The organism is Tabrizicola caldifontis (genome assembly GCF_004762095.1).
Taxonomy (GTDB): Bacteria; Pseudomonadota; Alphaproteobacteria; order Rhodobacterales; family Rhodobacteraceae; genus Tabrizicola; species Tabrizicola caldifontis.
In genome coordinates this window covers 19,110-32,618 of sequence record NZ_SIJH01000001.1, presented here as the reverse complement: position 1 = coordinate 32,618, position 13,509 = coordinate 19,110, and the positions used below count along the sequence as shown (strand labels likewise).

Genomic DNA, 13,509 nt, shown 5'->3' with positions numbered 1-13,509 from the left:
CAAGCAGCATGGCCAGCGAATCCGAACCACATGACGAAGCCGGCCTCTGGCTCACGGTGCTGTGCTGGATCGGTCTGGCCGTTGCCGCACTGGATGCCTTCCTGCAACCCCTTCCGGCCGGCCTGACCTGGGCAGCACTGGCGCTGGCCTACCTGACCGGTGGGGTGCCCGCTGCACGATCGGCCCTGGGCGATCTGTGGCAGAACCACAGGCTGGACATCGACCTTCTGATGGTTGTCGCCGCCTTGGCCGCGGCGGCCGTGGGGGCTGCGCTGGAAGGGGCCGTGCTGCTGGCGTTGTTCTCGCTGTCCAACACGCTGGAACATCGCGCCATGGGCAAGGCCCGACGTGCAGTCGAGGCGTTGATGCAGCTGCGCCCCGAGTTCGCCCTGCGCGAGGGGCCGGACGGCGTGACCGAGGTTCCTGTCGAAACCCTTGTCCCCGGCGACCGCGTCATCCTGCGCCCCGGCGCGCGGGTGCCGGTGGATGGCCGCGTCCTTGTCGGGACCGGTCATCTTGACGAAAGCACCGTCACCGGGGAATCGGAACCCGTGCGCAAGGCGCCCGGCAGTCCGGTGCACGAAGCCACGGTCAACCTGGACGCTATCCTGACGATCGAGGTCATCCGCAGCCTTGCTACCTCGACAGTGGCGCAGATGATCCGCCTGGTGACGGAGGCACAGGCGATGCGTTCGCCCTCGGAACGATTTTCCGACTGGTTTGGCCAGCGCTACACCATCGCAGTTCTAGGGGGCTCGATCCTGGCTTATTTCGGCTTCCGGCTGGCCGGATACGACAGTGGCGATGCACTTTACCGCGCGGCCACCGTACTGGTTGCCGCCAGCCCGTGTGCCGTGGTGATCTCGGTTCCTGCGGCGATCCTTTCCGCCCTTTCTGCTGCTGCTCGGGGCGGGGTGCTGTTCAAGGGGGGCGCCGCGCTGGAGGGCCTGGCAGAGGTGAAGACCTTCGCCTTCGACAAAACCGGCACGTTGACCACCGGTCGCGCTGGGGTGACCGGAGTGGTTGCGCTGGAGGGATCCGAGCACGACTTCCTGGCCCTTGCCGCCGGGCTCGAGGCGCACTCGGAACATCCGATCGCAGGGGCGATCCGGGCCGAGGCGGCAGCGCGCGGCATCACCCCTGCCGAGGTTTGGGATGTGCGCGCCCATCCCAGCGAAGGCATCACCGGGCAGGATGCGGAAGGCCCGCTATGGGCAGGAAATGCCCGCATGCTGGCGGCCATGGGCGCCACTCTGCCGGCCCGACTGTCCGGCATGGCAGATGGGTCCGAGACCCTTGTTGTCGTGGGCCGCGGGGCCAAGGTGCTGGGCGCGCTCACGGTTGCGGACGAGGCGCGCGAAACTTCGGCCGAGGCGGTCGCGGCCCTGCGCGAGGGTGGGGCGAGCATCCTGATGATGACCGGCGACCGGGCCGAGGTCGCCAGCCGCATTGGCAATGGGCTGGGTCTGCGGGCAGAGGAAATCCACGCGGCGCTGCTGCCCGCAGACAAGGTGGCTCTTGTCGATCGTGCGGCCCAGCGGGGAAGGGTGGCCTTCATCGGTGACGGGGTGAACGATGCCGCAGCCCTTGCCCGTGCCGATGTCGGCGTGGCGATGGGGGTTGCGGGCAGCGAGGTCGCGCTTCAGGCGGCCGACGTGGCGCTGATGGCCGAGGATCTGCGCAAGCTTGCCGCCGCCCGCAGGCTTGCGCTGCGCACGGCGCGCGTCATCCGGCAGAACCTGACACTGGCGCTTGGCGCGATGGTGCTGCTGGTGACCGGCAGCCTTTTCTTCGAACTGCCGTTGCCGCTTGCCGTTATTGGCCACGAAGGCGGCACGCTGCTTGTGGTGCTGAACGGTCTGCGCCTGCTTGCCGACCCGATCCGCGTGCGCTGAAATGCCGGCCTCGCGGGGCAGGGCCCGGCATCTGCTGTCTCATCCTGCGGTGCGGCGTGGATGGCCGCCCCCGCGTCCTGCCCGATCCGAAATTGACAGACCGGGTGACCGCGCCCTGCGCCTTCCCTTGTGTCGAGATTGAAGGAAATCCGGCGAAAGGTGGAGCCGCGATAAAAGCAATTTCACCCCAGAACGAACAATTATCATTGAAAAAATCGATACTCTGCCGTCCGATCTTCTATCGCCCGAGCGCCCGGTCCAGATGCACGTATCCGCCATCGACGAACAGCCATTGCCCGGTGGTATGGCTGGCCTTGTCGGAAAGCAGGAAGACGACTGTCGCCGCGATCTCCTCTGCCGTGGTCATCCTCTGGCCAAGCGGGATCCGTGCGGTGATCAGGGCCTCCTGACCGGCCGGATCATCGAAAGAGTCCAGCCATTTGCGATACATTGGCGTCATCACCTCCGCAGGGATCACCGCATTCACGCGCACGCCATCAGGTGCAAAGGCCGCCGCCCATTCCCGCGTCAGCCCAAGCTGGGCAGCCTTGGCCGCCACATAGGCCGATGTCCGGCCCTGACCCGTCAGCGCCGTCTTTGAGGAGATGTTGACGATGGACCCCTTGGCGGCCTTCAGATCACCCAGCGTCAGATGGGCAAGCGTATAGTAATGCACCAGATTCTGATCCAGTGACCGCCGGAAGGCCTCTGGTCCGGCCTCAAGCCCAACCCCGTCATTTGTGCCGGCATTGTTCACCAGCCCATCAATCCGTCCGTAGCGCGCGCGCACCTCTGTCACTGCCCGCCGGCAGTCCTCATCCCGTGACAGATCGGCCAGAATGACATGAGCGTTGGGCTGCAATTCCTTGAGTTCCGAAAGGAAATCTGTCTCTGGCTTGCGCCGGGCCAGGATCGCGGGCACCGCACCCTCTGCCGCCAGCGCCCGACTGATCGCCCCGCCAATCCCCGCGCCGCCGCCAGTGACGATGACCACCTTTCCCGCAAGACCCAGATCCATTCCCACCTCCTGTTTTCGTCAGACTGGCGAAATGGTTGCGAAAGGCAAGATGCAAACGCCTGCGCACTTTCTGCCGTCTTCTCAGACTGTTAGAGCCACCACTTGACCGACGGTTGGGTGAGGTCGGCGATGAATTCCGGAACTTTCAGAAACCACCCTCCGACCCGCCAGACCCCTGCCACGGCTTCGCCAGGTTGCCGAACCGGGTGAACCGGCCCTCGAAGGACAGCTCGACAGTCCCGATCGGACCGTGGCGCTGCTTGCCTATGATGACCTCGGCCTTGCCATGCACGCTTTCCATGAGTGCCTGCCATTGCGCCATCTTTTCCAGTTCATGGTCGCCGGGCTTTTCGCGTTCGCGGTAGTATTCCTCGCGGAAGACGAACATCACCACGTCCGCGTCCTGTTCGATTGACCCGGATTCCCGCAGGTCGGACAGCTGCGGTCGCTTGTCCTCGCGCGCCTCGACCTGACGGGACAACTGCGACAGCGCCACGACGGGGATGTTCAGCTCTTTGGCGATTGCTTTCAGTCCCTGCGTGATTTCAGAGACTTCCTGCACGCGGTTGTCCTTGGACGAACCCTTCAGAAGTTGCAGGTAGTCGATGAACAGCACATCCAGACCATGCGTCCGCTTCAGACGCCGCGCCCGGGCGGCGACCTGGGAAATCGGAAGCGCCGGTGTGTCATCGATGTAAAGTGGGCAGGATTCCAGCGCCTTGGCCGCCTCCACGAAACGTCGGAATTCGGCCTCGGTCATGTCGCCGCGGCGGATCTGTTCGGACGGAACTTCCGAGGCCTCGGACAGGATCCGCGCCGCAAGCTGCTCGGCGCTCATTTCAAGCGAGAAGAAGCCGACCACGCCCCCTTCCACAGCGCCTTCCGTGCCGTCGGGCAGGCGGCCACGCTTGTATGCCTTGGCGATGTTGAAGGCTATGTTCGTGGCCAGAGAGGTCTTGCCCATCGAGGGTCGCCCGGCAAGGATCAGCAGATCCGAAGGGTGCAGACCGCCAAGTTTTCTGTCCATGTCGATTAGACCGGTGGAGATTCCCGCCAGGCCCCCATCGCGCTGATAGGCGGCATTGGCAACATTCACCGCGTCTGTCACGGCCTTGAGAAAGCTTTGAAATCCGCGTTCGGCTACGCCTTGTTCGCCCAGTTTGTAAAGCCGCTGTTCCGCTTCGATGATCTGGTCTTTCGGCTCGGACGCGACCTCCACCCTTGCCGCCCTGGCCGCAATGTTGCGGCCCAGCTGGATAAGTTCCCGACGCACCGCCAGGTCATAGACCATCTGGGCATAATCCCTTGCGGCGTAGGCCGAAATCGCCGCCCCGGCAAGGCGCACCAGATAGGCCGGTCCGCCCAGTTCCTTCAGGCCGGGGTCGTCCTCGAGGAATGCCTTCAGCGTCACCGGCGAGGCAAGGGCATTCTTCTGGATCCGTGCGGCAGCGACTTCGAAGATGCGCTGGTGGACGGGATCGAAGAAATGCTCGGCCCGCACGAGCGCCGAGATGCGGTCAAACACCTCGTTGTTGGTAAGAATCGCGCCCAGAAGCTGCTGTTCGGCCTCGATGTTGTGCGGCAGAACCTCGGCTTCAGAGTCGCCCTGGGCTGCGGCCGGAACCATCGGCCTCAGTGCGGTGATCTCGGTCATGTCTGCCCCCTGCCGTGTTTGGCTGTTTCTTGTTGCATCCACCGGTTATCACGACCCTCGGTGGAATGGGTTGGGGGTAAGCTGTGCATAAGCTGCTTATCCACAATTTTCAGATTACCATATCTGGCGCATGTGTTGAAGGTCACGCCAACCTATCGCAAACGCACCACGGTCTTGCGCCGACCGCTACCGAAGCGTCCCGATGTCCGGGCGTGGAATCAGCCCGTTCGGGCGTCCTGCCAGGCGCGGGGAGCGTTCAGGAAGCTTTCCACCTCGGAAAGGGTTGCGGCGTCAAAGGTGCCTTGCGCCCGCGCCTCGGCCAGCACGTCCCACCAGGTGCAAAGGTGATGAAGTGTCACGCCGTGCGCGGCAAGCCTTGGCTCGGTATCGGGAAAGATTCCGTAATAGAAGATCACTGCCGTATGGCCACAGGTTGCGCCGGTTTCGCGGATCGCATCGACGAAGGAAAGTTTCGAGCCGCCGTCCGTGGTCAGATCCTCGACCAGAAGGACACGCTGTCCCTCAGTCATGGTGCCTTCGATCCGGGCGTTGCGACCGTATCCCTTGGGCTTCTTGCGAACGTAAGTCATGGGCAGGGCAAGGCGTTCGGCCACCAGCGCCGCAAAGGGGATACCGGCGGTCTCGCCCCCGGCGATGTTGTCGAACGCCTCCATCCCGGCTTCGCGCATCACGGTGATGGTCAGAAAGTCCATCAGTGTGGAACGGATGCGCGGGTAGGAAATGAGTTTGCGGCAGTCGATATATGTCGGTGAGGGAAGGCCCGAGGCCAGGGTGAAGGGTGTCTCGGCATTGAAGTGGACCGCCTTGATTTCCAGCAGGGCGCGGGCTGTCAGGCGGGCGATTTCGTCCTTGGGCGGGAAGGTCGAGGGGATCATGCGATGGTCCTTTCGGCGGGGCATGTCGTGCGCCTGCGTCTGCGTCTTGCGGTGATGACATTTGACGCAGGCATCGGGGGACGGTCAGGTCACGACGTGCCAGTGCACGGGAAAGCCGGGGTTGAAGACGGTGACGGGACCAGAGCCAGAGACGATCTTTTCGGGCCATGTGCATGGATCGGGCCGCTTTTCCAGGGTGATCGTGGCGGTGTTCACCGGCAGGCGGTAGAAGGCCGGGCCGTGGCGCGCCACGAAGCCTTCCAGCCGGTCGAGTGCGCTTTCCTCCTCGAAGACATGGGCAAGAAGGCTGAGGGTGTTGGTGGCAGTGAAACAGCCCGCGCAGCCGCAGGCGGCCTCTTTCAGCGCATCGACATGCGGCGCGCTGTCGGTGCCAAGGAAATAACAGGGGTTGCCAGAGGTTGCGGCACGGCGCAGGGCCAGGCGGTGCCTTTCCCGCTTTGCGACCGGCAGGCAGTAGTAATGCGGCCGGATCCCGCCCGCGAGGATGTGGTTCCGGTTCAGGATCAGGTGATGCGTGGTGATCGTCGCGGCAAGGTTTTCCCCGCCTTGGGCGGCATAGGCCACCCCTTCTTCGGTGGTGATGTGTTCCATCACCACGCGCAGCTCGGGCAGGCGGCGGCGCAGGGGATCAAGCACCGTGTCGATGAACACGGCTTCGCGGTCGAAGATATCGACTTCGGGTGTCGTGACCTCGCCATGGGTGCAAAGCGGCAGGCCGATTCGTGCCATGGTTTCCAGGACAGGCATGACCTTTGCCAGATCACGCACCCCCGATTGCGAATTGGTCGTGGCACCCGCCGGGTAAAGCTTTACCGCCTTCACCAGGCCCGAGGCCGCTGCACGTTCCACATCGGCCGGATCAGTGCCTTCGGTCAGATACAGCGTCATCAGCGGCTGGAATGCCATTCCCGGGGGCAGGGTGGCCATGATCCTGTCGTGGTAGGCACGTGCATCATCCAGCGTTACCACCGGCGGCACCAGATTGGGCATGACGATGGCGCGGGCGAAATGGCGGGCCGTTTCCGGCAGCACGGCCTGAAGCATCGCACCATCGCGCAGGTGCAGGTGCCAGTCGTCGGGGCGGGGCAGGGTCAGCGTTTGCATGGTGCCCCGGGTAACCCAAACCTCACGGTCTTTCCAGTGGCAAGGCGATGCATGACGAACACAGCCGCCCAGTTCGAGGGAATGGTTGCCGCCTTCCGGTCCTGGCCAGGCACCGGGCGTCCCTGCAGCCTCGGGAACGGGAAAGCGCCCCTCGGGGCCTGATCGCGGTCGCACCTGCGCAACAGGGTCTGCCAACCCTGCTGGCCGGGCCTTGACCTGGGTCCGCAGCATGGCCTGCCGCGTTTACGCCTGGGCTGGCAAGCCGAAGAACCTACGCCCCTTGCCGCGCGGCCTGGCTGCGGCCTCGTCAAAGGATCAGGCGCCGCCCGTAAGTTCCTCAAGCCGCCGGGCAAAGCGCGGGGCGTTCAGCCGCCGCGTGACCGAACGGCAGATCATGATTTCCCGCTGCCGGTTTCCCGACATGCGGGCCCGCGCCAGAATTGCCCGCAGATAGCTTGCATTCGACCGACGCCCGCGCCACAGCCACGCGAAGTAGGATGCGGAAAGCTTGCCGTCCATTGCCGCCTCGAGGATCCGGTCCAATACCTTCATCTCGATGAGCGTGTCCTCGGTGCCCTCGCCAGTGTAGCGGGCATAAAGCGGCGTGACCCACGGGCGATGGAACAGCGCGGCATGCATCGCGTCGGGCCGGTGCAGCGGGTCGTGGATCAGCCAGACCCGTTTGGCGCTTTCGATCATGTCCGGCGCATAGCCATAGCGGCTGCGGAAGTTGATCCGCCGGGCGATCCGGTGGCGTTCATCCCAGCCGGCAAGCGCAGGATCAAGCGTGGCGCGCGGGGCAACCAGCACCAGTTCGGCCCCCGGTGCCGTGATCGAATAGGCGGCCGCCGCATAGCCTGCCGGTCCGGCACCGTAGAAGATGACCTTGTCGAAATCCTCAAGGAAGCCGTCGTCAGAAAGCCGATCGAAATAGCGGAATACCGCAGGATCGCGCCACCAGGTTTCACCTTCGGAAAGAATGGTCAGCAGTGACCAGCCGCGCTGCTTGCAAAGCCTGTAGTGTTCGGGAAGTTTGTCTTCGCGTTCGCGCAGGTCGGCGGCATCTTCAAACGTCACCAGAAGAACAGGGCGTTCCTCGGCGAAAAAGGCATAGTGGCGCTGGCCGAGCGGCATGAAATCACCGTCGCCCTCGGCAATCTTCAGCATGGCGTGCTGCCATTCGGGTGCCGCAGAGATTTCGTTCATGTGCACCTTCGCATCGGGGCGAAAAATGCTGCCCCGGCCTTGGAATGTGAAGCGAAAAGCCAGTTTACACAAGGGTTTACACGCCAAAGTCACGCCCGATGCGCAAACAACGGATCGGCATTGTTTCGGTATTGCGGGCCGGCGCAACCATTGGGCAAAGGGAGGGGTGAGGCGATCAACCCCCGGTCGCGCGGGCCCCGTTCGCGGCCTTGCGGATCGCATCTGCGACCTCTTTCGGCAGAACGCGCGACGGCGGAGCCATGAGAAGCCGACCGTAAAGCGCGCGCCAGGGTTCCTCGGTCAGCAGGGCACGGACGCGCTGCCGTCGCCATGACAAGGCCGCGCCGTGCAGGCCGCCGAGGACGCTGTCCTGCATGAGTGCGGACCGAAGGCCCGAACTGTTCAGCGACAGGATGCTCCGGTCCTCGACATCGCAGAAGTTGCGGTCGATCCAGTAATCCATGCCCATCACCGAGCCCTCGCGGTTCGGCCGGCCCCGGTCGCATTTCAACAGGTAATCCTCTATCGAACCAAGCGCATAATGGTTCAGCTGCGCCAGACGGTAGTTGTCCTGCCCGAAGGCAGAGTAGACGCGGCCTGTCCGGTATTCCGCGGGAAGCCGCCGGCCCGAGCCATCGAACCAGCAGGCGCCATCAAGCCGGTCGGGGTTCGCTGCGCGTGGGCGATGCACCCCAAGCTTGCCGTAGCAGCCATCGTTGCGGAACAGGGTCTTGAACATCGCCGCCCGCCAGGGCCAGTGCAGAACGGCCGGTGCTGCGCGAGTGAAGGTCTCGGTGACCGTTCCGTCAGTCGCCACGACCCCCGCGTTGCCGAAAAGCCGCCAGGTCAACGGAATGGCCGTGGCCTGCGGCAGCGCCGCCAGCAAGGCCGGGATCGTCCGGTCGCCGGCGTGGACATTGATGAACTCATCGATGTCCAGGACGATCAGCCAGTCCGCCGTGCGCACCAGGGGGTGCCTGTCCGCCTGTTTCAGGGCCGCCCATTGCGGGCCTTCGTCATGGGGCCCCGGATTGCGGACATGGGTCAGCCAGCCCAGTTCGGCCAGCCGGTCCAGCATCTCGTCTGTTCCGTCCTCGCAATCGTTCGAGAACACGAGGAAATCGGTGATCCCGCAGGCCCGGTGATGCGCCAGCCATTCCAGCAGGAAGGCGCCCTCGTTCTTCACTGTCAGGACGGCCGTGATCTTCACGACCGCCTCCCCAGTCTTCCTTCAACTGTCCCCGCCGGAGGCATCCACCCTCTCCACCCGCGCCACGCCGCAGGCGTAGCACGGGCGAAGAAGCCCGGCCAAGCTCAGAAGAATGCCTGCAGCCCGGTGATCGCGCGGCCCAGGATCAGAGCATGGATGTCATGCGTTCCCTCGTAGGTGTTCACCGTCTCGAGGTTCACCATGTGGCGCATGATCTGGAAATCTTCCTGGATGCCGTTGCCGCCATGCATGTCGCGCGCCATCCGCGCCGCTTCCAGCGCCTTGCCGCAGTTGTTGCGCTTGACGATGGAAATCATCTCCGGCGCTGCGTTGGCTTCGTCCATCAGCCGCCCGACGCGCAAGGACGCCTGCAACCCCAGCGAAATCTCGGTCATGATGTTGGCAAGCTTCAGCTGGTAAAGCTGCGTTCCCGCGATCGGCTTGCCGAACTGCTTGCGGTCAAGCCCGTACTGCCGGGCGGCGTGCAGGCAGAACTCCGCGGCCCCCATGACGCCCCAGCTGATGCCATAGCGCGCCCGGTTCAGACATCCGAAGGGCCCCTTCAGACCTTCGACATGCGGCAGAAGCGCGTCCTCGCCGACCTCGACATCCTTCAGCACGATTTCGCCGGTGATGGATGCCCTAAGCGACAGCTTGCCCCCCACCTTCGGCGCCGACAGGCCCGTCATGCCCTTTTCCAGCACGAAGCCCTTGATCTTGCCGCCATGCGCCTCGGACTTGGCCCAGACCACGAAAACATCCGCGATGGGCGCGTTCGAAATCCACATCTTCGCGCCGTTCAGCACATAGCCGTTCGCCGTCTTCTTCGCCGTGGTCTTCATGCCCGCCGGGTCGGACCCCGCGTCGGGTTCTGTCAGGCCGAAGCAGCCGATCCATTCGCCGGTTGCGAGCTTGGGCAGGTATTTCTGCCGCTGCGCCTCGGTGCCATAGGCGTAGATCGGATACATCACCAGGCTCGACTGCACGCTCATCATGCTGCGATAGCCCGAATCGACCCGCTCCACCTCGCGCGCCACCAGCCCGTAGGCCACATAGGACGCGCCAAGCCCACCGTATTCCTCGGGGATCGTCACGCCCAGAAGCCCCATCTCGCCCATCTCGCGGAAGATGCCCGGGTCCGTCGTCTCCTCGCGGTAGGCAGCCACCACGCGCGGTTGCAGCTTTTCCTGCGCATAGGCGCGGGCCGCATCGCGCAGCATCCGCTCTTCTTCCGTCAGCTGATCGTTCAGCCGGAACGGATCCTCCCAGTCGAAATGCCCCAGATCCGGGGCATCCTTGGCCTTCAGTTTCGGTGCATCCAGCATGGTCAGACCTCCATTCGCTGACGGCAGTATTGCACAAAAGGGCAGGTGCCTGCTATCGAAAGCCCTGCACGGGTTCATGAGGGAAACTCATAATGCTGCCCCGCCGCTACCTGCCGCCGATCCCGGCCCTCATGGCGCTCGAGGCCGTCGATCGCCTCGGCACCGCCTCCGGGGCGGCACGCGAGTTGAACCTGACACAGGGTGCGATCAGCCGCGCGCTGCAAGGGCTGGAAAGCCAGCTCGGCGTGCCGCTCCTGATCCGCGAACGCCAACGCCTGCAGCTGACGCCGGCGGCGCGGGACTATGTGAACGAGGTGCGCAAGGCCCTGCATCTGCTGGCCTCGGCCTCGGTCACCCTCAGGGCGAACCCGATGGGAGGGTCGCTCAACCTCGCGATACTGCCCGCCTTCGGGATGCACTGGCTTGCCCCTCGCCTTGCGCGCTTTGCCCAAAGCCACCCCGAGGTGACGGTGAACCTGTCCACCCGCCTGCGCCCTTTCGATTTCGCTGGCACGACCTTCGATGCCGCCATTCACTACGGGCGGCAGGACTGGCCGGGTGTGGCTTACCTCAAACTCATGGACGAAGCGGTGATCGCTGTCGCCGCGCCGGGTCTGGCAGGGCTGACCCACGCGACGGACATCCTGTCTCATCCGCTTTTGCAGCTGGAAAGCCGCCCGGGCGACTGGGGGCGCTGGCTTGCGCATCACGGCCACCCGGGGCACAGGCCGGCGGGCATGATGTTCGACCAGTTCGCCACGCTGATCCAGGCCGCGATCCACGGCATGGGGCTGGCACTGGTTCCGACTTTCCTGATCGGGCGCGAGCTGGACGAGGGCCGGCTGGTTCCCGTCTTCGGCCCGCCCGTCGCTGCGCTTGGCAGCTACTATCTGGTCTGGCCGCAGGCCGGCCCCGACCGGGCGCCCCTGCGGTCGTTCCGTGACTGGCTGGCCGCTGAAACGGCTTGACCCTTGCGCAAGGCCCGGACAACCTGCCGCGACGGCCAGGAGGAACGATTGACCGCCATTCCCAGAGACATCGACGGTGTGGAAGCCTTGCTTGCAGGGCAGGGCTATGTCGCATCGCGCGCGCTGGCGACGGTGGTGTTCCTGGCGCTGAAACTTGGGCGTCCGCTTTTTCTGGAAGGCGAGGCAGGGGTCGGCAAGACGGAAATCGCCAAGACGCTGGCCTCCGCCCTGGGCCGCCGGCTGATCCGCCTGCAATGCTACGAGGGGCTTGATGCGGCTTCTGCCGTTGCCGAATGGAACTTTGCCGCACAGATGATCGCCATTCGCACCGCCGAGGCCACGGCCGACCGCGACACGCTGCAATCCGAGCTGTTCACCGAACGCTACCTGATCGAACGCCCGCTTCTTGCCGCCATGCGCCCCCAGCCCGGCGGCGCGCCGGTTCTTCTGATCGACGAACTAGACCGCACCGACGAACCCTTCGAGGCCTTCCTGCTGGAGGCACTGTCGGATTTCCAGGTGACCATCCCCGAACTTGGCACGATCCGGGCGCCTGAACCGCCCATTGTAATCCTTACCTCGAACCGCACGCGCGAGGTGCATGATGCTCTGAAACGCCGCTGCCTGTATCATTGGGTAGATTATCCCGGCTTCGATCGCGAACTTGCGATCCTGCACGCCCGCGTGCCCGAGGCCCAGGCGCAGCTTTCGCGCGAGGTGGTGGCCTTCGTCCAGCGCCTGCGCTCGGAAGACCTGTTCAAGAAACCGGGCGTGGCCGAAGCGATCGACTGGGCGAAATGTCTGCTGGCGCTGGATGTGATTGCGCTTTCGCCCGAGGTGATCGCCGACACGCTGGGCGCGATCCTGAAATACCAGGATGACATCGCGAAGATCCAGGGCGCCGAGGCCAGGCGCCTGCTGGACGAGGTCAGGCGCGAACTGGCTCCGGCCTGAGCATGGCGAGCTACGCCCAGCTTGACCTGCCCGAGGACGGCAAGCTTGCCGAGAATCTGGCCCACTTTGCCCGCGCCCTGCGCAAGGCGGGATTGCCGGTCGGTCCTGGTCGAACTCTGGACGCGGTGCGCGCCGTGGCGGCAGCGGGCTTTGCCCGGAAGGAGGATTTCTTCCACACCCTGCAGGCGGTCTTTGTTTCCCGACCCGAGGAACGCGCAACCTTTGCCCAGGTGTTCCGCCTGTTCTGGCGCGACCCGCGCTACATGGAACACATGATGAGCCTCATGCTGCCGCAGATCCGCGGCGTGCAGGAGGATCGCGCCGCCCAGGCCGCCGAAAAGCGCGCGGCCGAAGCGCTGCTGGACGGGCAGTTGCCGCCCATGCCCCAGACCGGCGAGGCGCCTGAACAGATCGAGATCGACGCCACCGCCACCCTGTCGGCCGAAGAACGGCTTAAGACCCTCGACTTCGAGCAGATGTCGGCCGAGGAGATCGCCGCAGCCAAACGGATGCTTGCGCGTCTTTCGCTGCCCGTGCCGCCACTGAGGATCCGCCGCACCGCGCCTTCGGCCCTGACCGCCCGGATCGATGCCCGCCGCACCCTGCGTCAGGCGCTGCGCCACGGAGGAGAGATCGCCAGCCTTGCCCACAAGGCCCCGGTCACGCGGTGGCCGAACCTTGTCGTGCTGTGCGACATTTCAGGGTCGATGACTGACTACAGCCGGATGGTGCTGCACTTCGTTCATGCTGTGGCCAACCGCAAGGGGCAGGGCTGGGCTAAGGTGCATGCCTTCACCTTCGGCACCCGGCTGACGAACATCACCCGCCACCTGCGTGCGCGCGACGTGGATGCCGCGCTGAAGGCAGCCGGGCAGGAGGCGCAGGACTGGTCGGGCGGCACACGCATCGGTCAGTCCCTGCATGTGTTCAATCGTGACTGGTCGCGCCGCGTGCTTGGGCAGGGGGCGGTGGTGCTGTTGATCACCGACGGGCTTGACCGTGACGATGCGGGGGTTCTGGCAAAAGAGGCCGAGCGTCTGCACCTGTCCTGCCGAAGGCTGATCTGGCTGAACCCGCTGCTGCGCTGGACCGGCTTTGCCCCGAAGGCCGCCGGCATCAGGGCGCTTCTGCCGCATGTGGACAGTTTTCGCGCAGGCCATTCCATTGCCTCGCTGGAAGCTCTGGGTCAGGCGCTGTCCGACCCCGGTGACCGTGGCCTGCGCGACAGGCTGCTGGCACGGATGCATGACTAGGCGCG

General features: G+C 64.8%; 11 protein-coding genes. 4 read left to right on the top strand and 7 right to left on the bottom strand.

Features of this window, described 5'->3' with window-relative positions; genetic code table 11:
• Positions 1-8 precede the first annotated feature (8 nt).
• A complete protein-coding gene (locus EYB42_RS00160; RefSeq protein WP_135446905.1) occupies positions 9-1,895 on the top strand; it encodes a heavy metal translocating P-type ATPase in 1,887 nt (628 codons plus the stop codon).
• A gap of 238 nt (positions 1,896-2,133) precedes the next feature.
• Here EYB42_RS00160 and EYB42_RS00155 read toward each other — a convergent pair whose 3' ends face one another.
• The 7 genes from EYB42_RS00155 to EYB42_RS00125 form a co-directional block, all read right to left on the bottom strand.
• Positions 2,134-2,913 carry an L-fucose dehydrogenase gene (locus EYB42_RS00155; protein ID WP_135446903.1) on the bottom strand — a complete coding sequence of 260 codons (780 nt, stop codon included), beginning with the start codon at positions 2,911-2,913 and terminating at the stop codon, positions 2,134-2,136.
• A gap of 145 nt (positions 2,914-3,058) precedes the next feature.
• Positions 3,059-4,567, bottom strand: coding sequence for a replicative DNA helicase (locus EYB42_RS00150; protein ID WP_394346475.1), 1,509 nt, complete (start codon positions 4,565-4,567; stop codon positions 3,059-3,061).
• 218 nt (positions 4,568-4,785) lie between these two features.
• Complete coding sequence (locus EYB42_RS00145) at positions 4,786-5,463, bottom strand: orotate phosphoribosyltransferase (RefSeq protein WP_135446901.1); 678 nt, start codon at positions 5,461-5,463, stop codon at positions 4,786-4,788.
• An 84-nt stretch (positions 5,464-5,547) separates the two neighbouring features.
• Complete coding sequence (gene pyrC, locus EYB42_RS00140) at positions 5,548-6,588, bottom strand: dihydroorotase (protein WP_135446899.1); 1,041 nt, start codon at positions 6,586-6,588, stop codon at positions 5,548-5,550.
• Positions 6,589-6,903: 315 nt separating this feature from the next.
• A complete protein-coding gene (locus tag EYB42_RS00135) occupies positions 6,904-7,794 on the bottom strand; it encodes a phosphoadenosine phosphosulfate reductase (RefSeq protein ID WP_135446897.1) in 891 nt (296 codons plus the stop codon).
• A gap of 175 nt (positions 7,795-7,969) precedes the next feature.
• Positions 7,970-9,004, bottom strand: coding sequence for a glycosyltransferase family 2 protein (locus tag EYB42_RS00130; RefSeq protein ID WP_135446895.1), 1,035 nt, complete (start codon positions 9,002-9,004; stop codon positions 7,970-7,972).
• Between the two features lie 104 nt (positions 9,005-9,108).
• Entirely contained in the window at positions 9,109-10,329 is a 1,221-nt protein-coding gene (locus EYB42_RS00125; RefSeq protein WP_135446893.1) for an acyl-CoA dehydrogenase, read from the bottom strand.
• An 89-nt stretch (positions 10,330-10,418) separates the two neighbouring features.
• Here EYB42_RS00125 and EYB42_RS00120 point away from each other — a divergent pair, with 89 nt between their 5' ends.
• The 3 genes from EYB42_RS00120 to EYB42_RS00110 are packed head-to-tail and all read left to right on the top strand — an operon-like array spanning position 10,419 to position 13,504.
• Entirely contained in the window at positions 10,419-11,297 is an 879-nt protein-coding gene (locus tag EYB42_RS00120; protein WP_135446891.1) for a LysR substrate-binding domain-containing protein, read from the top strand.
• Between the two features lie 48 nt (positions 11,298-11,345).
• A complete protein-coding gene (locus EYB42_RS00115) occupies positions 11,346-12,251 on the top strand; it encodes an AAA family ATPase (protein ID WP_135446889.1) in 906 nt (301 codons plus the stop codon).
• 2 nt (positions 12,252-12,253) lie between these two features.
• Positions 12,254-13,504: a vWA domain-containing protein gene (locus EYB42_RS00110; protein ID WP_135446887.1), complete on the top strand. Its 1,251-nt coding sequence runs from the start codon at positions 12,254-12,256 to the stop codon at positions 13,502-13,504.
• Positions 13,505-13,509: the final 5 nt, after the last annotated feature.